This window comes from Arthrobacter sp. YAF16, from assembly GCF_052113385.1.
GTDB lineage: Bacteria > Actinomycetota > Actinomycetes > Actinomycetales > Micrococcaceae > Arthrobacter.
Window position 1 is genome coordinate 15,014 of the sequence record NZ_JBFRDC010000005.1, and the last position, 19,075, is coordinate 34,088.

19 protein-coding genes are annotated in these 19,075 nt (G+C 67.7%); 7 read left to right on the forward strand and 12 right to left on the reverse strand.

What is annotated here, in order from left to right:
- Positions 1–53: 53 nt before the first annotated feature.
- A complete protein-coding gene (locus AB4Y91_RS11420) occupies positions 54–260 on the forward strand; it encodes a hypothetical protein (protein ID WP_441418597.1) in 207 nt (68 codons plus the stop codon).
- 32 nt (positions 261–292) lie between these two features.
- Here AB4Y91_RS11420 and AB4Y91_RS11425 read toward each other — a convergent pair whose 3' ends face one another.
- From AB4Y91_RS11425 to arsB, 7 genes are all read right to left on the reverse strand, one after another.
- Positions 293–1,402, reverse strand: coding sequence for a cytochrome P450 (locus AB4Y91_RS11425; protein WP_441418598.1), 1,110 nt, complete (start codon positions 1,400–1,402; stop codon positions 293–295).
- A gap of 197 nt (positions 1,403–1,599) precedes the next feature.
- Positions 1,600–2,025 (reverse strand): alternative ribosome rescue aminoacyl-tRNA hydrolase ArfB, encoded by a 426-nt coding sequence (gene arfB, locus AB4Y91_RS11430; RefSeq protein ID WP_441418599.1) that lies wholly within the window; start codon positions 2,023–2,025, stop codon positions 1,600–1,602.
- A 112-nt stretch (positions 2,026–2,137) separates the two neighbouring features.
- On the reverse strand, positions 2,138–2,680 hold the full coding sequence (locus AB4Y91_RS11435) for a DinB family protein (RefSeq protein ID WP_441418600.1): 543 nt from the start codon (positions 2,678–2,680) through the stop codon (positions 2,138–2,140).
- 129 nt (positions 2,681–2,809) lie between these two features.
- Positions 2,810–4,027 (reverse strand): MFS transporter, encoded by a 1,218-nt coding sequence (locus AB4Y91_RS11440; RefSeq protein WP_441418601.1) that lies wholly within the window; start codon positions 4,025–4,027, stop codon positions 2,810–2,812.
- 21 nt (positions 4,028–4,048) lie between these two features.
- On the reverse strand, positions 4,049–5,431 hold the full coding sequence (locus tag AB4Y91_RS11445) for an FAD-dependent oxidoreductase (RefSeq protein WP_441418602.1): 1,383 nt from the start codon (positions 5,429–5,431) through the stop codon (positions 4,049–4,051).
- A gap of 27 nt (positions 5,432–5,458) precedes the next feature.
- Positions 5,459–5,881, reverse strand: a complete 423-nt coding sequence (locus AB4Y91_RS11450) for an arsenate reductase ArsC (protein WP_441418603.1) — start codon at positions 5,879–5,881, stop codon at positions 5,459–5,461.
- Between the two features lie 24 nt (positions 5,882–5,905).
- Positions 5,906–6,997, reverse strand: coding sequence for an ACR3 family arsenite efflux transporter (gene arsB, locus AB4Y91_RS11455; RefSeq protein WP_441418746.1), 1,092 nt, complete (start codon positions 6,995–6,997; stop codon positions 5,906–5,908).
- 167 nt (positions 6,998–7,164) lie between these two features.
- On the opposite strand from arsB, the gene AB4Y91_RS11460 reads away from it, so the two are divergent.
- The 3 genes from AB4Y91_RS11460 to AB4Y91_RS11470 all read left to right on the forward strand — a co-directional run bounded on the left by AB4Y91_RS11460 (position 7,165) and on the right by AB4Y91_RS11470 (position 8,346).
- A complete protein-coding gene (locus AB4Y91_RS11460; RefSeq protein ID WP_441418604.1) occupies positions 7,165–7,515 on the forward strand; it encodes an ArsR/SmtB family transcription factor in 351 nt (116 codons plus the stop codon).
- Positions 7,516–7,550: 35 nt separating this feature from the next.
- Positions 7,551–8,036: a GNAT family N-acetyltransferase gene (locus AB4Y91_RS11465; RefSeq protein ID WP_441418747.1), complete on the forward strand. Its 486-nt coding sequence runs from the start codon at positions 7,551–7,553 to the stop codon at positions 8,034–8,036.
- Between the two features lie 76 nt (positions 8,037–8,112).
- Positions 8,113–8,346, forward strand: a complete 234-nt coding sequence (locus AB4Y91_RS11470; protein WP_441418605.1) for a hypothetical protein — start codon at positions 8,113–8,115, stop codon at positions 8,344–8,346.
- A gap of 34 nt (positions 8,347–8,380) precedes the next feature.
- Here the strand turns inward: AB4Y91_RS11470 and arsA are convergent, their stop codons facing one another.
- From arsA to AB4Y91_RS11495, 5 genes are all read right to left on the reverse strand, one after another.
- Positions 8,381–10,144: an arsenical pump-driving ATPase gene (gene arsA, locus AB4Y91_RS11475; RefSeq protein ID WP_441418606.1), complete on the reverse strand. Its 1,764-nt coding sequence runs from the start codon at positions 10,142–10,144 to the stop codon at positions 8,381–8,383.
- A 203-nt stretch (positions 10,145–10,347) separates the two neighbouring features.
- Positions 10,348–11,910 (reverse strand): long-chain-fatty-acid--CoA ligase, encoded by a 1,563-nt coding sequence (locus AB4Y91_RS11480; protein ID WP_441418607.1) that lies wholly within the window; start codon positions 11,908–11,910, stop codon positions 10,348–10,350.
- A gap of 23 nt (positions 11,911–11,933) precedes the next feature.
- Complete coding sequence (locus AB4Y91_RS11485) at positions 11,934–13,130, reverse strand: acetyl-CoA C-acetyltransferase (protein ID WP_441418608.1); 1,197 nt, start codon at positions 13,128–13,130, stop codon at positions 11,934–11,936.
- A gap of 29 nt (positions 13,131–13,159) precedes the next feature.
- Positions 13,160–14,416, reverse strand: a complete 1,257-nt coding sequence (locus tag AB4Y91_RS11490; protein ID WP_441418609.1) for an acyl-CoA dehydrogenase family protein — start codon at positions 14,414–14,416, stop codon at positions 13,160–13,162.
- Between the two features lie 130 nt (positions 14,417–14,546).
- Positions 14,547–15,251, reverse strand: a complete 705-nt coding sequence (locus AB4Y91_RS11495; protein ID WP_441418610.1) for a TetR/AcrR family transcriptional regulator — start codon at positions 15,249–15,251, stop codon at positions 14,547–14,549.
- A gap of 326 nt (positions 15,252–15,577) precedes the next feature.
- Between AB4Y91_RS11495 and AB4Y91_RS11500 the strand changes: the two genes are divergently transcribed.
- The 3 genes from AB4Y91_RS11500 (at position 15,578) to AB4Y91_RS11510 (ending at position 19,063) form a co-directional block, all read left to right on the forward strand.
- Positions 15,578–16,372, forward strand: a complete 795-nt coding sequence (locus AB4Y91_RS11500; protein WP_441418611.1) for an IclR family transcriptional regulator — start codon at positions 15,578–15,580, stop codon at positions 16,370–16,372.
- 328 nt (positions 16,373–16,700) lie between these two features.
- The gene (locus AB4Y91_RS11505) at positions 16,701–17,978 is read left to right on the forward strand and encodes a cytochrome P450 (protein ID WP_441418612.1); all 1,278 of its coding nucleotides are present in this window, start codon (positions 16,701–16,703) and stop codon (positions 17,976–17,978) included.
- A gap of 5 nt (positions 17,979–17,983) precedes the next feature.
- A complete protein-coding gene (locus AB4Y91_RS11510) occupies positions 17,984–19,063 on the forward strand; it encodes a PEP/pyruvate-binding domain-containing protein (RefSeq protein WP_441418613.1) in 1,080 nt (359 codons plus the stop codon).
- The last annotated feature ends 12 nt before the right edge of the window (positions 19,064–19,075 follow it).

Below are 19,075 nucleotides of genomic sequence, written 5' to 3' on the forward strand. Positions count from 1 at the left end.
CGCCGCCCCTACCAGGGAACGGGTCCGGATTTCGACGTAGAAGTGGAGTGGGCATGGCAGCAGAAGATCTTCACTTGACCCCGGAAGAACCATTTCCGGAGCACTTGGACAAGGTGTCCGACCAGGAACTGCAGATACTGGACAGCCAAATCCAGCGTCAACTGGACCACGAGGTGGTGGCTGAGGGCGAGCCGAACCCGGAGACAGAGTTCCGGGGTTTCGAGATGGACGAGGAGTTCGAAAGCCGGGATAAAGGCTAGGCCTTGCACCCCGGAACTGCACGCCCCTGCGTTCAGGCTGACTGCCAGCTGGCCGGCAGCGCCTTCAGCCCATAGACGATGCTGCTGTCCATCCGTTCAAGGCTCGCTCCCGGGGCCAGCGTCAGCCCGGGCAGCCGGGACAGGATGCCCTCCAGCGCGATCCTTGCCTCCAACCTGGCCAGCGGGGCGCCGAGACAAAAGTGAACGCCGTGGCCGAACGCCAGATGCCGGAGCTGGCCCCGGTCGACGTCGAATTCGGCCGCCCGCTGGAATTGCCGCTCGTCGCGGTTCGCGGAACCGATCCAGGCCACGAGCGGGGCGCCGGCCGGAATCTGAACTTCGCCGAGGGTGGTGTCGGCGACAGCAATCCGGTACATGGACTGCACCGGCGACCGAAAGCGGAGTACCTCTTCTATGGCCTGGGGGAGCAGCGCCGGTTCCTGCAGCAGCCGATCGATGGTGCCGGGCGCTTCAGTGAAGCAGAGCACGGCGTTGCCGATCAGGTTGGTGGTTGTTTCATTGCCGGCGACCAGCAGCAGACTGCAGAAACCCAGCAGTTCGACCACGCTAAGTTTCTGCCCGTCGATCTCGGCGGAGAGCAGGTTGCTGATCAAATCATTGCCGGGCCGGCTGCGACGCTGTTCGATCAGGTCCAGGAAGTACGCCGTCATCTCAAGATTGGTGGCCCGGTGGTCCTCATTCATCGCGCCGGTCCGCGTTTGGCTGACAATAACGTCGGACCACTGCTTGAACCGGTCACGGTCTTCGGCGGGCACGCCCATCAGTTCCGAGATCACGATCACCGGCAGCGGAACCGCCAGTGCCTGGATCAGGTCCGCCGTCCCGAGTGAAGCGATCCCGTCGAGGAGTTCGGTGGTGAGCTGCGTGATGCGGGGTGCAAGCGCGTCCACGGCTTTCGGCGTGAACGCCTGCGCCACCAGGGAGCGCAACTGCCGGTGCCGGGGAGGGTCGGTGGTGATGAGGCTGGACTCGAACAGGTGTCCTGCCTCGGAAGGATCGTCGCCACGCATCCGCGAGGAAAACGTGGCGTGTTCGGAGAGCACCCGCTGCACGTCGTCGTACCGGAAGACATGCCAGCTGCCCGACTGCTCGTCGTGAAAGACGGGCGCTGCTTCCCGCATGCGTTGGTAATAAGGGAAGGGATCCAGAGGATGCTCATTGGCCGGGGCGAAGTCCATGGCTGGCCTCTCTGCTCAGCCCGGCGGGCTTTCGGCCGGGCCGAACCGCCGGGGTCCCGGGTCGATTGACCGGGGACCCTGATTTTAGCCAATGCCCGCCTGCGGCGACAGGGGGCGCCGCGTGCGGACGGCCTGCCGCGCTACTCCGCCGAAGGCCGCCTTCGCTGGCGTTTTGTCGCTGCCCGTTGTTCCTTTGCGGCGAGGCGGCGGCGGTTCGAGCCCCGCGTGGGTTTGGTCGGCCGGCGGGGAGCAGCTTCCGGGGCAAGGCCGGCAGCCACGAGCTCGGACAGCTTCGCCAGCGCGATCTCGCGATTGCGCAACTGGGACCGTTGCTCCGATGCGGTCACGGTGACCACCCCGCCGATGAGGCGCCGTCGTCCGAGCCGTTCGAGCAGCAGCACGCGTTGGTCGTCCGTGAGCGCTGCCGAGGCTTCGATGTTCCAGGAGAGTTCAACGCGGCTGTCCGAAGTGTTGACGTGTTGGCCTCCCGGCCCGGAGGAACGCGAGAACCGCCAGCGGAGTTCGGACGAGGGAATCGTGAGCGCGGGCGACACCTCGAGGTCCATGCAACCAGCGTCGCACACGATGCGGGGGAACGTGGCCTCACGCCTCACGCCTCACGCCTCACGCCTCACGCCTCACGCCTCGGGCCGGGACGGGTTGGGTCGGCCCACGCCGTCAGCGCTTCCCTGCTCTGTCCGGCGGGCGGAGGCTCAGTTGCCTGGCGTGGAAATCGAAGTGAAGGGTGGGGTAGGCGTAGACGTCGTTGAGGGTCATGACCGGCTTGAAGAACGGGTCCCACCGGTCCGGAAACGGCATGGTCCTGGCGAGCGAGGCAGGGTTCTCACGTTCCAGTTGCCGTATCAGCGCGGTGACAGTTTTTTCAAGTTTCCTGGCCATCCGGCGCCTGTTGTAGACGAGGGCGGCGGCGCGCGAGCCCCAGTAGTTCACCACATCGAAGGGTCCCGTGGCGGCGTTCAGTGCTGTGGCGAAGGCAGTGCCTGCCGGCCTGGGGAGCCGGCTGACCACCCGGACGAGGGGAAGCAGGGCACGGACGACCATGTAGCCGAACACCATGTGGAACAGGAGTTCCTCGTTGGTCCACCGGGTGCCGGCGCTCTTCCGGCGAAGTTCCGCGGGCGTGGCGCTCCCCAGCCAGGCGGCGAGGTCGTGGATGGCGTGGCGGTACCCGGTTGTGATCCCGTCTTTCGTCGGATCCATGGTCTGCGCTCCCTTGCCTCAGTTCCCCGGCCCTCCGAGGGGCCCGCGGTCCCGGATCGCGGTACGGAGGGATTCCGGGCCCATGGCCTCAGTATGGCGCCTGAAGGCGGGACCGGACCCCGACGCTTCTCAGCTGATTGCGTGCGGCCGGACTTTGCGCTGGCTCACGACGGCGGCGAGGACGGCTGCCGTGCCGGCCGCACCGGACATGGCGTACGTCATGCCCGTGTACGTGCCCAGTCCGGCCGCCAGTATGGGTCCCGCCGCCGGAGCGATGGCGGTAACTGCTGTCAGCGGGGCCGAGAAGATCCCCTGCAGCGTGCCCAGGCTCCGGGTGCCCCAGCGGTCACCCACGATCGTGGCCTGCAGCAGGGTCTGGCACCCGCGGACCGCGCCGGCGACCATCCCGGCCGCGATCAGTACCGGCACCGGGCCGGGCAGCGCCGCCAGGAGGAGGATGGCACCCGCCGCCGTGCCGGTGATGCCGGGCAGCCGGGCGCCGGCCGGGATGGCGGCGAACAACAGCCGGCCAGCCACCTGCCCGCCGCCCACCAGGCCAAGCCCCAGAGCGGCCGTGGCGTAGTCGGCGCCCTTTTCCAGCAACAGCGGGATGATGTTCAGGGTCACGGTGTAGAGCCCGAGGCACAGGAGGGCCATGAGGGCCTGCAGGCCGAGGAATTCCGGGCTTCGCCGGACATCCCGCGCCAGCGCACGGCGGTCCCCGGCGTTCGTGTTGGCGGCCGCCGGGGACCAGCTGTGGTTGAGGAATCGGGCATGCAGCGGAACCGTGATGATCGCCATGCTCCCGGCGAGGATGACAAAGGCGGCCCGCCAGCCGAATAGGGCGGTCAGGGCGGCGGTGGCAGGGGCGAAGATCGTGGACGCGAATCCGGCCACGAGGGTCAGGACGGTCAGGGGCCTGATGCGTGCGGGTCCGTACCAGCGGCTGATCACCGTGAATGCCGGCTGATACAGCACTGCGGCTTGCGCGGTACCGGCAAGCAGCCACGCGGCAAGAAACACCGGCAGGCTCGGCGCCGCAGCCACGAGAAGCATAGCCACTGTGCCAATCAGGGACCCGCCAACCATCAACGCGCGCGGTCCGGTTCGGTCAAGGATCCTGCCCACAAAGATGCCGGCCACCGCGGAGACCAGCAGTCCTGCGGAAAAGGCTCCCGTGACCGCGGCGGGATCCCAGCCGGTGTCCCCGCTGATGGGCCGGACCGCGGCGATTAGCGCGTAATAGAGCACGCCCCACCCGGTCGTCTGGGTGATGCACAGTGCGGCGAGGCCGCCACGCGGTGCGCCCTCCGCGACGAGGGTCGGGGTGGGAGCGTGCGTTGGCAACGGGAGGTCCCGGTCGGGTGGTCAGTTATCGCCGGAGCGGCCGTGCGCCAGGCCGGTGGGGAACCCGACGAGTACGGGCTCGGGCGCCCCGCAGCAGCCGCCGGAGGTTTCCGCCACGAAACCCGTTGCCGCGGCCGGGACGTCGCAACTGGTGCCGATGTCCGAGGAGCAGACCCCGGTCTCCGGCAGTTCGAGCTGGACGGTGTCGGCGGCTTCACGGTCCCCGGCCAGGGCGGCCGCGACGGAACGGACCTGTTCGTAGCCGGTGGCCAGCAGGAAGGTCGGCGCCCGGCCGTAGGACTTCATGCCCACGATGTAGAAATCTTGCTCCGGGTGGGCCAGCATCTTGGCGCCGTGCGGTTCCACGGTGCCGCAGGAGTGGAACTCGGGGTCGATCAGCGGGCCGAGTTCCCGCGGTGCCTCGACGCCGGGGTCCAGCTCCAGCCGGAGTTCCCGGAGCATGTCGAGGTTCGGGCGGAACCCGGTGGCCGGAACGACGACGTCGGCGACGAGGGTGCGGCCGTCGGCGGCGGTCAGGGTGACGGCGGCGTCGTCGGCGGCGAGGCCGGCGATACCAAAGCCGGTGTGCAGCTCAACGGTGCCGTCCTCCACCAGGGCGCGGAGCCGGCTGCCGAGCTGGCCGCGGGCGGCGAGACCGTCGGCGTCGCCGCCGCCGTAGACCTTGGCTGCCGAAGCGCCGCGGATCGCCCAGACGATCTTCGTCCCGGGCTCCTCGCTTGCGAGCTCGGAGAGGTTGATCAGGGTGTTGGCGGCGGAGTGTCCCGCGCCGACCACGACGGCGGTGCGGCCGGCAAAGGCCCCACGGTGGCGTGCCAGCACGTCCGGCAGGGGAGAGGAGATGTGGCCGGCAGCGGCGGCTTCGCCGACGGCAGGCAATCCCGAGGTTCCGAGCGGGTTGCGGGTGGACCAGGTGCCGGAGGCGTCAATGACAGCGGCGGCCCGGTAGTCGCGGACTTCGCCGTCGGCGTGTTCAACCCGGACCACGAAGGGGGTGGTGTCACGGTTCCGGCTGTGGGTCTTGTCCATTCCCAGACGGGTTACCGCGACGACGTGGGCGCCGGTGTGCAGGCGTGACGCGATCGCCGGGAGTGAAGCCAGCGGGGTGAGGTACCGGTCGATGAGGTCGCCGCCGGTGGGCAGCGCCGTCGGCTCAGGAGCTTCCCAGCCGGTAGCGGCGAGCAGGCGGACGGCGGCGGCGTCGGTGTTGTACTGCCACGGCGAGAACAGCCGGATGTGGCGCCACTGCTCGATGGCGGCGGCCGGGGTCGGGCCGGCCTCAAGAATGAGCGGCTCGAGGCCTCGCTCGAGCAGGTGGGCTGCCGCGGCGAGGCCGATCGGCCCGGCCCCGATGACAGCTACGGGAAGGGTTGTGGTTACAGCCATGGTGTCCTCTGTTTCTTCCGGTTGGGGCTACTTGGCGGCGGGGGTGAGGGAAGCGATGAGGCCCTCGATGCGGGACTTGATTTCGTCGCGGATGGGCCGGACGGCGTCGACGCCCTGGCCCGCCGGATCCTCGAGTTCCCAGTCCTCGTAGCGCTTGCCGGGGAAGATCGGGCAGGTGTCGCCGCAGCCCATGGTGATGACGACGTCGGACTCTTTCACGGCCTCGGTGGTGAGGACCTTGGGGATCTCGGCGGACATGTCGATGCCGAGTTCGGCCATGGCTTCGACGGCGGCGGGGTTCACCTTCTCCGCGGGCTGCGAGCCGGCGGAGCGGACCTCGATCCGGCCTTCGCCGAGGGTGGTGAGGAAGGCGGCGGCCATCTGGGAGCGGCCGGCATTGTGGACGCAAACGAAAAGGACGGAGGGCTTCTTGGCGGTGTCGGTGCTCATGGTGTTCTCCTGAAGTTTGTGGGGTTAGGCGGAAAGGGGGTGGGGGCTAAAGTAGCGCTTGCGGGCCCAGAGGGCCACGTAAACCAGTGCAACGAGGACGGGGACTTCGATCAAGGGCCCGACGACGCCGGCCAGGGCTTGTCCCGAGGTGACGCCGAAGGTACCGATCGCCACGGCGATGGCGAGTTCGAAGTTGTTGCCGGCAGCCGTGAACGCCAACGTGGTGGTCTTCGCGTAGCCGAGGTCCAGCCGCTTGCCGACCAGCATCCCGGCGCCGAACACGACCAGGAAGTACACCAGCAGCGGCAAGGCGATCCGGGCGACGTCCACGGGCCGGGACGTGATGGTCCCGCCCTGCAGGGCGAAGAGCAAGGTGATGGTGAAAAGCAGACCGTACAGCGCCCACGGGCCGAGCCGGGGGAGCAAGGTGCCTTCATACCAGTCGCGGCCCTTGGCTTTCTCGCCGATGGTGCGGGTCAGGAAGCCTGCCAGCAACGGGACCCCCAGGAACACCAGCACGGAGGCGGTGATGGACCAGAAGGAGAAGTCCGCGCTGGTGGTCGGCAGCCCAAGCAAGGACGGCAGGAGCTGAAGGTAGAACCAGCCCAGCGCACCGAAGGCGATGACCTGGAAGACGGAGTTGATGGCTACCAGCACGGCGGCGGCTTCCCGGTCGCCGCAGGCAAGGTCGTTCCAGATCATGACCATCGCGATGCAGCGGGCCAGGCCGACAATGATCAGCCCGGTGCGGTACTCGGGCAGGTCCGGGATGAAGAGCCAGGCCAGGGCGAACATGAACGCCGGGGCCAGCACCCAGTTCAGGACCAGTGAGGTAATCATCAGTTTGCGGTCGCCGATGACGCGGTGCGTCTGGTCGTAGCGGACCTTCGCGAGCACCGGGTACATCATCACCAGCAGGCCGACGGCGATCGGCAGCGATACTTCGCCGACCTTGACCGCCTCCAGCGCCGTGTTCAGGCCCGGGATGAAGCTGCCCAGAAGCAGTCCGAGGACCATGGCGGCAATGATCCACACCGGGAGGAAACGGTCCACGGTGGAGAGTTTGCCGGCGACGGCAGCCTCATCTTCAGGGGCGGGCGACTGGTCGGTCTGGATGCTCACGGAACTCCTATGCTGCGCTGGCGCGGTTCTGCTTGTGGCCCCGCTGGCGCGGCCGTTTTGGTGCAGGGCTATCTGTGCAGCGCTACGATAAATTGATGCTTGTCGATATGAAGTATCGCCAACTATATCGATGAATGTCAATCAATGTGCATAATAGAGGCATGAACTCTCTGCAAACCCTTGAACCGGCCCTTGACGAGGCCTGCTGTGCACCGTCCGGCCAGCCGGTCCTCAGTGCAGAGGATGCCCAGCGAAAGGCCGTCGTCTTCAAGGCCCTGTCGGACCCCAACAGGCTCCGGCTGCTCTCCATCGTCAAGGGCACCGGCGACGGGGAAGCGTGCGTCTGCGATCTCACCGAGCCGCTTGACCTGGGCCAGCCCACCGTGTCGCACCACCTTAAGATTCTGGTCGACGCCGGCCTGCTGCACCGTGAGAAGCGCGGCACCTGGGCTTATTACTCGCTGGTTCCCGGGGCCCTTGAGCAGACGGCCGGCCTGCTGGCTTCCCTGTGAGCGCGGCCGCCGCGCCGGACGTCACTGTCCGGCCGATGCGGGAATCGGACTGGCCCGACGTCCGGCGGATCTACAGCGAAGGAATCGCGACCGGGCAGGCGACGTTCGAGGCCGAGGCGCCGGACTGGTCCCGTTTTGACGGTTCGCGGCTTGCGTCCCACCGCCTGGTGGCGGAGGCGCCCGATGCCGGGATCCTCGGCTGGGCGGCCGTCTCCGCCGTATCCGGCCGCCCGGTTTACTCCGGCGTGGTGGAACATTCCATTTACGTATCCGAGGCGGCACGCGGCAGGCGGATTGGATCCGTCCTCCTCCGGTTCTTGATCGCTTCGACGGAACGGGACGGCATTTGGACCCTCCAGGCGAGCGTCTTCCCTGAAAACGAGCAGAGCCTGAACCTGCACCTTGCCCACGGATTCAGGGTGGTCGGCCGGCGGGAAAAGATTGCCCGGATGGCTTATGGTCCCGCCGCGGGTCAGTGGCAGGACACCGTCCTGATTGAACGGCGCACCCGGGTCTTTTAGTTCTTGTGCTGCCGACGCGCCGACGGGGAAGGTAGTCCCTGGGACCTGCCAACAGGACCAAAGGCAAGGAGGACACATGAAGACCGAGACCCCCAGCACTGAGGACCGCTTGCGCGCGATGCTGGACAACGTCAGGATCGCGACCGCCAACACGCGCCGGGCCATGGATGCACCGGGAGATGAGGACTGGGTACAGGACGGCGAGTCCGATGCCGAGTACCTGCGGTCGATCCAGCGGGACACGATCGCCAGGCTGGATGCCACGGCCCGGGACCTCGAGGCGCTGCTGGACCGCGGCCCGGAGGGCTAGCCGGGCTGCGGCGAAGGCCGGGCCCGGATCCAGCTCAGGCGGGCAGGGAGCTGAGGGCGGTCAGGGCCGATAGTTTGTCTTCGCCGATGGGCTCGTCGGGCAGCAACGGAATGAGGGCTACCCGGCCCGTCAGGGTCCGCACCTTGGAAATCTGTTCGACTTCGCTCGCGGCGCGGGCCTGCAGGAACGGCGTTTCCGGGTGCGCGGCGGCGATCGAGTTGTTGACCACCCAGGCCCAGGGATGAATCCCTGCCCTTTCCAGGTCAGCCTGCAGTTCCTCTGCTTCGAGCACCGGCGTCGGTTCGGCCAGGGTGACGAGAACAACCTTGGTCTGTGCCGGGTCCTGTAACCGCATGAGCGGCGTTACGAACCCCATGGTGTCGCCGACCTGGCGGGCAATTTCGCGGTGGTAGGAGCCCGTGGCGTCCAGGAGCAGCAGGGTGTGGCCGGTGGGCGCGGTGTCGATGACAACAAAGTGCCGGCGGGACTCCTGCACCACCCGGGAGAACTGGCGGAACACGGCCACCTCGTCGGTGCACGGGGACAGCAGGTCCTCGGCCAGCGCCGCACGTCCTTCCTCGTCCAGGGTCCGGCCTTTGGTCGCCATGACGTGGCTGCGGTACTCCTGGATGGCCGCCTCCGGATCGATGCGCGAGACCGTCAGGCCCTTCACGGAACCGTGGAGTGTTTCGGTCAGATGGGCTGCGGGGTCAGTCGTGGTGAGGTGGACCGCATGGCCCCTTTTGGCCAGCGCGACGGCGATGGCGGCAGCGACGGTGGTCTTCCCGACTCCGCCCTTGCCCATGCACAGCACGAGGCCGTGGCCGTCGGATTCCAACTCGTTCACGAGGGCGGCCAGCGGGGCGTCGTGGACTTCCGTCACCCGGGCCGCATCCGCCGTGATTCCGGCGTCGGAAGTGGCTACGAACAGGGACTCAAGTGCCGGAATGCCGACCATGTTGCCCGGCTTCAGCTCCAGGACATCGCGGGGCAGCCCGGCGACGGCGTCCGGTATGGCGGCCAGGGCTGCGGACTCGCGGGCCCTCAGGGCCCGCGCCAGTTCCTCCTCGCCTGCGGCTTCCGGCAGGAGGCCGTTGACGACGACGTAACCGCCCCCGATTCCGATCTGGTTGAGTTCGAGATATGTCCGCTCGATCTCGCTCAGGGACGAAGTCTGCGCACGCGTGACCAGGACAAGCCGGGTCCTCGTCGGATCGGTGAGGGCCCGGACTGCCGTGGCGTACACCTGTTTGTGCTTCTCGAGCCCTGACAGCGGGCCCAGGCAGGACGGGTCGCCCTTGCCGGCCGCCAGGAAATCGGTCCACGAGCCGGGCAGTTGCAGCAGGCGGAGCGTGTGGCCCGTCGGGGCGGTATCGAAGATGATGTGGTCATAATCCCCGTAGGAGCTGTCGTCGGCGAGTAGGTTGGTGAACTCGTCGAAGGAGGCGATCTCCGTGGTGCACGAACCTGAGAGGCTCTCGGTGATGCCGGCCAGTTCCGACTCGGGCAGGAGCCCCCGGACGGGCGCGAGGATCCGTTCCCGGTAGGCCGCGACGGCCTGCTCCGGGTCAATTTCCAAGGCAGAGAGACCCGGCGCGCCCGGGATGGGGGTGACCATGTTCCCGATGCTCAGGCCGAAGACCTGCCCGACGTTGGAGGCCGGGTCGGTGCTGACCAACAAGACCCTCTGGCCGGTCCTCGCGAGGCTTAGCGCTGTTGCGCACGCTATGGACGTTTTCCCTACGCCACCCTTGCCGGTGAAGAAGACGAACCGCGGAGCATTCTCGAGAAATTTCACGCCGGAACCTCACAGCAGCTTGTCGAGCCGCCGCAGCGTCCGGCCGGCTCAAGGCTTCGGGCAGCAGACATGAAGTTCTCCTTGGCTGGCTCACACCGGCACGGTCCCCGGCGGGGGCGCGCCGACTTGAGTAAGACACTTACCGTCAGTATATCGATAAGCGTCAATGCCACCCGGCCTGCCCGCCGTCGCCGCAACCGGCCTCAGGCCCCGGGGGACTCGGCGGCCAGGCTTCGCTTGAGGATCTTCCCGCTGGGGCCGAGCGGGAGTTCCGTGAGCAGCCTGATGACGCGCGGATACTTGTATGCAGCCAGTTGGGCGCTTGCGAAGTCGATCAGCTCGGTCTCGGTGGTGGCGGCCCCCGCATCGAGCACGATCGCGGCCGCAATTTCCTGGCCGTGGACATCGTGCGGGATTCCATAGACGGCGGCGCTGACAACCTGGGGGTGGGAGAGGAGAATTTCCTCGACCTCACGGGGGTAGACGTTGTAGCCGTTCCGGATGATCATGTCCTTCTTGCGGTCCACGATGGTGAGGTAGCCATCCTCGTCCTTGGTGCCAAGATCCCCGGTCCGGAACCAGCCGTCCACGACGGCCTCGGCGGTGGCCTCGGGTCGGTTCAAGTACCCCTTCATCAGCAGGTGGCCGCGGACGACGAGCTCGCCGAGTTCGCCGGTCGGCAGCAGTTCGATGCTTTCGACAGTTTCGGCGCGCGCGATTTCAATGTCGACGCCCCAGATCGGGATCCCGATGGTGCCGGGCCTCGGTGCCGTGCCTACGTGGTTGAACGCGGCGACGGGGGACGTTTCGGTCAGGCCGTACCCTTCATGGATCTCCACCCCAAAGACGTCGCGGAACTTGTCCATCACCGCAAGCGGCAACGACGCCCCGCCGGAGACGCCGTAACGGAGAGCGGCCGGGCGGGCCGCCGTCGTCTTGGCCGCTTCCAGAAGCGCCACGTACATCGTCGGTACCCCGACAAAGATATTGACCTTGTGCCGGTCCAGCAGCGCCAGGGCGCCCTCGCCGCTGAAGCGGGGCATCATCACGATCGTGGCACCCGCGCGGAGACCGGCGTTGAGGACAACCGTCTGGCCGAAGGTGTGGAAGAGCGGCAGGCCGCCGAAGAGAACGTCGCCCTGCTTGAAGTCCATGACGCTGGTCAGGATCACGGACGTCTGTTCCACCAGGGCGAAGTGCGTGCCCAGGGCGCCCTTCGGTTTGCCGGTGGTGCCGGAGGTATAGAGGATGGTGGCGGTGTCCGAGGGACGGCACGGGACGTAGCTGCGGATGGGCTCGGCCGCGGCGGCCTCGGCCTCGAGCCGCGGCAGTCCGTCGTCGTCGGGCGCCATGACCGTCAGGACATCGACGCCGGTGCTGGCGGCGCCGGCGGCACCTTCCTTGAGCAGCGCGGCGGCGCAGATCAACATTCTGGCGCCGCTGTCCTGGAGGACGTATTCGATTTCGCGTGCCTTGAGCAGGGCGTGCACCGGAACCACAATGGCTCCCAGCGACAGGACGGCGTAGTAGACGCGGGCGAAATCCGGGACGTTGGGGATCAGGACGGCGACGGCGTCTCCCGGGCCGACGCCGCGCGCCCGGAGCGCCCCGGCGTAGGCGCGCGTCTCACGCCACAGATCTCCGTAGCTGGTTTCGTCGTCACCGACGATGAGGGCGACGCTGTCCGGCGTCCGCTTGGCGGATTCCGCCAGGATCGCCGCAACGGAAATGGTGGCGAAGCCGTCGCCGGTGGTGGTGTTGGTCATGGCCTGCTTCTTCGTAGGGTTGATTAAGCTTTGAGGATCAGGGCATCGCCCTGGCCGCCGCCGCCGCAGAGGGCGACGACGCCGGTGCCTCCGCCGCGGCGCTTCAGCGCCAGCGCCTGGTGCAGGACCAGGCGGGCGCCCGAAGCCCCCACCGGGTGGCCGAGGGCGATTGCACCGCCGTCGGCGTTGACGACGTCGGTCTCGATGCCGAGGTCGTTGGCTGACTGGATGAGGACCGAGGCGAAGGCTTCGTTGATTTCGACCAGGTCGAGGTCCCCGGCGGTGAGCCCCTCCTGAGACAAGGCGCGTTCAATGGCACGGGCCGGCTGGGAGTGCAGGGATCCGTCCGGTCCCGCGGTCTGGCCGTGGGCGCCGATTTCGGCGATCCAGTCCAGGCCGGCGGCGATGGCCGCGGCCTTGCTGGCAATCACCAGCGCGGCGGCGCCATCGGAAAGCGGCGAGGCCGAACCGGCGGTGATGGTTGCCGCTTCGTCTTTCGAGAAGGCGGGCCGGAGCTGGGCCAGGGATTCGGCGGTGGTCTCCGGCCGGATTCCCTCGTCGTGTTCCAGCGTCAGGGCGGGCCCCTTGCGTTGCGGCACCTGGATGGGCGCAATTTCCTCCGCAAGCACCCCGGCGGCGCGTGCCGCCTCGGCGCGCTGGTGGGAGCGGGCCGCGACGGCGTCCTGCTCGGCCCGGCTGATCCCCCGCTCGGTGTTTCCTGCGTCGGTGGCTTCGCCCATCAGCTTGCCACTGACCGGGTCCTGCAGGCCGTCGTGGTTCAGGGAGTCGAGCATGGGTGCGTCACCGATGACGACACCTGCGCGCAGCCCCGGGACCAGGTGCGGGGCGTTGGTCATGGATTCCTGGCCTGCGGCGACGATGAAGTCGGCCTCCCCGGCCCGGATCATCCTGGCGGCGTCGATGACGGCCGTGAGCCCGGAGAGGCAGAGCTTGTTAATCGTCACGGTGGGCACGTCCCAGCCGATGCCGGCGGCCAGGCTGGCCTGGCGCGCTGGGCCCTGGCCTGCTCCGGCCTGGATGACCTGTCCGACGATGACCGCGCCGACCTGTTCCGGGGAGACACCGGTGCGCTCCAGCGCGGCACGGATGGCGTGGGCGCCCAGCTCGCTGGACGAGAAGGGTGTCAGGCCGCCGCGGAAGCGGCCGAAAGGTGTCCGGGCGCCGCCGAGGATGACGGGGATGTTGGCATTCTGGTTCATGGGAAGTCCTTTCGGAGGAACAACGTTGGTCAGGCGAAGGCTGAGGTGCCGGTGATTCCGCGGCCGATGATGAGCGCCTGCATGGTCTCGGTGCCCTCGTAGGTGTGGATGGCTTCGATGTCGGCCAAATGCCGGGCGACGCGGTTGGCCAGCAGGATGCCGTTGCCGCCGAGGAGATCCCGGGCGTTGGAGGCAATGCCGCGGGCTGTGCGGGTGCAGGTGTATTTGGCCAGTGAGGCTTGCTCGGGGGTGAGCGACCCTTCCTCGTCGAGGCGGGTCATCTGGACGACCATCAGCTGCATGGTGGCCAGTTCGCTGAGCATCCGGGCCAGTCTTTCCTGCACGATCTGGGAAGCAGCCAGCGGCCGGCCGAACTGCACGCGCTGCTTGGCGTACTGAACCGCGGTTTCGTAGCAGGCGGTGGCATGTCCGACGGCGGACCAGGCGACGCCGAGCCGGGTCGCCAGCAGGACGCGGGCCGTGTCCTTGAAGGTCCGCGCCCCCGGCAGCACGTTCTCCTGCGGGACGAAGACGTTTTCGAGCCGGATGTGGGCCTGCCAGATGGCACGCAAGGCCAGCTTGCCTTCGATCCTTGTAGCGGAGTAGCCGGGGGAGTCCTGCGGTACCAGATAGCCGTGAACCTGGCCGTCCTCACCCCTGGCCCACACCACGCTGACGCCGCCGACGGAGCCGTTGCCGATCCATTTCTTTTCGCCGTTGAGAAGGAAGCCGCCCTCCGTGCTGGTGGCCGTGGATTCAAGGGCCACCGAATCCGAGCCGTGGGTCGGTTCCGTCAGCGCAAACGCGGCGTATTCCGTGCCGGCGGCGATCGCCGGCAGCCAGCGTTCCTTCTGCTCGGCAGACCCGCACTCCGCTACGGACCGCAGGGCGAGCCCGCCCTGGACCGCGATCATGGTCGCCACGGAGCCGTCGCCTCGGCTGATCTCCATGTTCACCAGGCCGGCGGCCATGCTGGTCATCGCGGGGAACCCTTCCACGGGGACGCCGTCGCGCAGCAGGTCCAGCTCGCCGAGGCGGCGTAGGAGGTGCAGCGGATACTCGGCGCGCTCCCAGTAACTGTCTATGACTGGAAGTACCTCGGCCTGGACGAAGTTGCGGGCACGTTCCCAGTAGCCGCGGTCCTCGTCGCCGATCGTGGCGAACACGGAGGCGGGATCCGTGCCCAGGGCTTCGGTGAGCACGTAGTCGGGTTCGACCGTGCCGAGCGGAAATTCGTCCGTGGCCGCTGTGGCGGTGAGCCCGGAACCGGGCGACGTCGTCGTCATGGGTAAGTCCTCTGTCTGGGGCGCGGGGTTTCTCCGCCCCGCGTAGTGTGGTTCAGGCCACACCGACTAAGGATGCATTGAAACGGAGTCTCACGTCAAGAAACTCAGTGCCAGAAGTGGCGTGTCGAGCCTAGGGCAGGGCATCGCGGACGGCCTGCACTATCGCGTCCTTGTCTGCGCCTGCCGCGAGGACAGTCACGACGACGGCGGGGGCCGGGTGCGCCGGTCCGGAGCCCAGTAAGACCGGCCGGAAGATCTCGGAGAGGGCCTGAAGCTCGTTCGCGAGCGCCGTTGCCCTGTCCCGGGCGGCCGACTCGGTTTCCTGGGCCGCCCCGCTGCGAAGCCAGCGCCGGAGGAAGGCGTTGTGGACCGCGACGACGGCCGCGGCGAAGGAGACGGCCTTGTACTCGCGGTGCTCGGCGTCGGGCAGCTTGTCCAGCAGGTGCTGGAGGAACGCCCTCTCGTACCGGTGCGAGGTGACCAGCTCCCGGTCCCGCAGCGCGGGGACGGCCTGCATCAGTTCATAACGCGCCCGGGACGTTTCCCCGTTCCGCAAGTGGTGGTTGAAAACCAGCAGCGCCGCGTCCCCGATCGCTGCCAGTGGTTCCTGCATCGTTTCCGCCAGGCTGTCCGTCACCTGCCGCAGGATCCGCTCGTGGTCCGCGAAGACCACATCCTCCTTGGAGCCGAACTTCCGAAAGAAGGTGCTGCGGCTCATGCCCGCGGCGTCCGCAAGGTCTTCTACGGACGTTGCGTCATAGCCCTGCCTCGCCAACAGCCCGATAGCGGCGGCGGCGGGCGCGTCGGCATGGTGGCTTGGCGGGTGCGAGGTCATGGGCCGAAATCTAGCACAACCGCGGCTATCCGATCCGGGCCGGGAGCCGAGGCCGCGCTCCTGCCCGGTTGTTAGCTCCGACGCGCGGAACACTCCGGCGTGTCTCCGACCCGGCGTTGTTGTTTCAGCCGAAAACCGGGCTGGAGCGCGCCGGTCGCCCTGCCGGCCGGTGCGGACGCGGCGGCGGGGTAGCCTGACGGCACTAATCTGGGGAGTAGCAAGCATCCGAGAAGTTCAGAAGCAGATGACCCGCAGGATGTTGCTCGAAAAGGGACTGGAGCTTTTTGAACAGAAGGGCGGGATGAGCCCTCGACAAGGAGGTCAGGATGGCTGGCGGCAGCAGCGAACCCGGCAGGACCGTTACCTCGAAGGTCCTCGCCATCCTGGAAGCCTTCGAAACATCCCGTGGTGCCCTCAGCCTGACCGGGATCGCCGAGAAATCCGGGCTGCCGCTGAGTACTGCCCACCGGCTGGTCACCGAACTCACCGCGTGGGGATTCCTGTCCCGGGAACCGAACGGGCGCTACCAGCTGGGCATCCGGCTGTGGGAGCTGGCGCAGAACACGGGGAGGCAGCTGCGTGACGCGGCCAGGCCCTACGTGCAGGATTTGTTCTCGCTCACGGGGGAAACCGCGCACCTTGCGGTCCGGGCCGGCCACGAGGTGCTCTACATCGACCGCGTTTACGGTTCAAAACGGGTGCCGCGGGCCTCCCGGGTCGGCGGCCGGCTGCCCATGCACGCGACCGCCGTCGGCAAGGTGATCCTGGCTTACGAGCAGGACTGGGTCCGGGACGCGTACCTGAACCGGCAGCTGGAGCGGCACACCGCCCACACCCATGTGGACCCCAAAAAGCTGGCCGCGGAACTGGTCCAGATCCGGGAGCAGGGGTACGCCACCACGCTGGAGGAGGTGCGGCTGGGCTCCTGTTCGATCGCGGTCCCGGTCTTCCATACCGGCAGGATCGGCGCCTCCATCGGCCTGGTGCTTCCCACCAGCCAGGCCGCCACAATGACCCGGCACCTGCCCGTCCTGCGGGGCATCGCAGCCCAGATTGAGCGTGCCACCGCGAGGATCCCGCTGGAGACGCTGCTGGGCAGCCACGTCGCCGGCACGGACTGAGCCGGGCACGCCCCGAGTGCTGTCTGCTCCCGGCGCCGGAGGGTCCGTCCGGGGGCACTTTGACGGCAAGCACTTTGACGGCAATCTTCGACGTCGGCCGCTGTGTTGGCGGCGTGGCCGCGTCGAAGTGCCCCCGCACCCCGGGCCGCACCCCGCACCCCCGGCCCGACGCTGTCCAGGGGGATCGGCCGGGCCCGGCCCTGGAACAAGTCCTTTCCACCCAGTGGAAGCACACGCTATCCGCGGGGAGTGACCGGGGCCACACTGGGAGATAAGAACCCCGGCATGCACTGGCGCTGCCGGCGGGACCGAAAACCTAGGAGCTTAGATGTCACCCTCGACGGAAACGGCCGGCCGCTGTCCCTTTGGACACGGCGCCGAAGCCCCCGCAGGGCACCACGGCTATGAGCCGTTCCAGATGAAGGATCCGTTTCCCGCCTATGCTGAACTCCGGGCCGAGCAGCCCGTGATGTTCGACGAGCGGGTGGGCCTCTACGTCGTCTCCCGCTATGACGACATCAAGGCCGTCTTTGAGGACTGGGAGACCTTCTCCAGCGAAAATGCCCAGGCCCCGGTCCGCGAGCGCGGCGCTGCGGCGAAGAAGATCATGGAAGAGGGCGGGTTCACCGCCTACTCGGGCCTGTCGGCGCGGCGCCCGCCGGAGCACACCCGCATCCGCGCCGTGGTCCAGAAAGCCTTCACGCCGCGCCGCTACAAGGCGCTGGAACCGTTCATCCGGCAGAACGTCGTCGACCTGCTGGAGAAGATGCTGGCCCACCCGGAACACCGCGGCGACATGGTCAAGGATCTCGCCTACGACGTCCCCACCATCACCATCCTCACCCTCATCGGCGCGGATGTCTCCCAGGTGGACACCTTCAAGCGCTGGAGCGATTCCCGCGCGGCGATGACCTGGGGCGACCTCAGCGACGAGGAACAGATCCCGCACGCCCACAACCTGGTGGAGTACTGGCAGGAATGCCTCCGCCTGGTCAAGGTGGCCCATGAGGAGGGCGGCGACAACCTCACCGCGGACCTGGTAAAGGCGCAGCAGGAGGGTGCCGAGATCTCCGACCATGAGATCGCCTCGGTCCTGTACAGCCTGCTTTTCGCCGGCCACGAGACCACCACCACGCTGATCTCCAACGCCCTCCGCGAGCTCCTGGCCCGCCCGGGCCAGTGGAAGCAGCTGGTCGAGGACCCCAAGAAGATCCCCGCCGCAATCGACGAGGTGCTCCGCTACGCCGGCTCGATCGTCGGCTGGCGGCGCAAGGCGCTCACAGACACCGAAGTCGGCGGCGTCCCCATCGAGGAAGGCGCGCAGCTGCTGCTCCTGATGGGCTCTGCCAACCGTGACGAGAACAAGTTCGACGCCGGCGAGGTCTTCGACATCAGCCGTCCCAACGCCCGCGAGCACCTCTCCTTCGGGTTCGGCATCCACTACTGCCTGGGCAACATGCTCGCCAAGCTCCAGGCCAAGATTGCCCTTGAGGAAGTGGCCCGGCTCGCCCCGGAACTGCAGCTGGAGAACCCGGAAGCCATCACCTTCCGCGAAAACCTGTCCTTCCGCGTCCCCGAGACCGTCCCCGTCAGCTGGAAGGCCTAAGGAAAATGCAAAGCAACGAGTACATCCAGTTCTTCGACGGCGGCATCGAACCGAAGCTCGACAACCTTGGCGGCAAGGGCGCGTCCCTGGTCACCATGACTTCCGCCGGCATGCCCGTCCCGCCAGGCTTCGTGGTCACCACCGCGCAGTTTGACGCCTTTATGCAGGAAGCCGGCATCACCCGGCATATTCACCAGCTCCTGGCCGATCTCGACCCCGAGGACATGGGCCAGGTGGATAAGGTCTCGGCCGCCATCCGCGAGGACATCTGCTCCCGCCCGGTGCCGCAAGCGCTGCGCGAGCTCACCGTCGGCGCCTACGAGGCCCTGATGTCACGCTTCGAGGCGCCCGTGCCGGTGGCCGTGCGCTCCAGCGCCACCGCCGAGGACCTCCCGGACGCCTCCTTCGCCGGCCAGCAGGACACCTATCTCTGGCTGCACGGCGTCAAGGCCGTCACCGATCACATCCGGCAGTGCTGGGCATCGCTGTTCACCTCCCGCGCCATCATTTACCGGCTGAAGAACAGCATCCCCAACGAGGGCCTCTCGATGGCCGTCGTGGTGCAGAAGATGGTCAACGCCCGCGTCTCCGGCGTCGCGATCACCATGGACCCCACCAACGGCGACCGCTCCAAGATCACCATCGACTCCTCTTACGGCGTCGGCGAGATGGTGGTCTCAGGCCAGGTCACCCCGGACAACATCATGCTGGACAAAGTCACCTTGGCCGTCATCTCCGAACACCTCGGCGACAAGCACGCCGAACTCGTCCCGGACGCCGTTGCCGGCCGCCTGGTGGAGCGGGAAGTCGACGCCGAACGCCGCGGCCGGCGCAGCCTCAGCGACGCTGAACTCAGCGCCGTGGCGCTGATGGCCAAGCGCGCGGAGAAACACTACAAGTGCCCGCAGGACATCGAGTGGGCCCTTGACACGGACCTGCCGGACGGCGCGAACCTGCTCCTGCTGCAGTCCCGCCCGGAAACCGTCCACTCCTCCAAGCCCGCCGTCGTCACGGCCCCGCAACCGGTGGTCGCTGGAGGCTTCTTCAGCGGATTCAGCGCCGGGACGCCCAAGGCGTCCGCCTAGTACCCGCTGTTG

Coding starts and splice junctions, on each gene's coding strand:
- AB4Y91_RS11420 (WP_441418597.1), top strand. CDS start 54: ATGGCAGCAGAAGATCTTCACTTGACCCCGGAAGAACCATTTCCGGAG.
- AB4Y91_RS11425 (WP_441418598.1), bottom strand. CDS start 1,402: ATGCGGGAAGCAGCGCCCGTCTTTCACGACGAGCAGTCGGGCAGCTGG.
- arfB (WP_441418599.1), bottom strand. CDS start 2,025: ATGGACCTCGAGGTGTCGCCCGCGCTCACGATTCCCTCGTCCGAACTC.
- AB4Y91_RS11435 (WP_441418600.1), bottom strand. CDS start 2,680: ATGGATCCGACGAAAGACGGGATCACAACCGGGTACCGCCACGCCATC.
- AB4Y91_RS11445 (WP_441418602.1), bottom strand. CDS start 5,431: ATGGCTGTAACCACAACCCTTCCCGTAGCTGTCATCGGGGCCGGGCCG.
- AB4Y91_RS11450 (WP_441418603.1), bottom strand. CDS start 5,881: ATGAGCACCGACACCGCCAAGAAGCCCTCCGTCCTTTTCGTTTGCGTC.
- AB4Y91_RS11460 (WP_441418604.1), top strand. CDS start 7,165: ATGAACTCTCTGCAAACCCTTGAACCGGCCCTTGACGAGGCCTGCTGT.
- AB4Y91_RS11465 (WP_441418747.1), top strand. CDS start 7,551: ATGCGGGAATCGGACTGGCCCGACGTCCGGCGGATCTACAGCGAAGGA.
- AB4Y91_RS11470 (WP_441418605.1), top strand. CDS start 8,113: ATGAAGACCGAGACCCCCAGCACTGAGGACCGCTTGCGCGCGATGCTG.
- AB4Y91_RS11480 (WP_441418607.1), bottom strand. CDS start 11,910: ATGACCAACACCACCACCGGCGACGGCTTCGCCACCATTTCCGTTGCG.
- AB4Y91_RS11485 (WP_441418608.1), bottom strand. CDS start 13,130: ATGAACCAGAATGCCAACATCCCCGTCATCCTCGGCGGCGCCCGGACA.
- AB4Y91_RS11490 (WP_441418609.1), bottom strand. CDS start 14,416: ATGACGACGACGTCGCCCGGTTCCGGGCTCACCGCCACAGCGGCCACG.
- AB4Y91_RS11495 (WP_441418610.1), bottom strand. CDS start 15,251: ATGACCTCGCACCCGCCAAGCCACCATGCCGACGCGCCCGCCGCCGCC.
- AB4Y91_RS11500 (WP_441418611.1), top strand. CDS start 15,578: ATGGCTGGCGGCAGCAGCGAACCCGGCAGGACCGTTACCTCGAAGGTC.
- AB4Y91_RS11505 (WP_441418612.1), top strand. CDS start 16,701: ATGTCACCCTCGACGGAAACGGCCGGCCGCTGTCCCTTTGGACACGGC.
- AB4Y91_RS11510 (WP_441418613.1), top strand. CDS start 17,984: ATGCAAAGCAACGAGTACATCCAGTTCTTCGACGGCGGCATCGAACCG.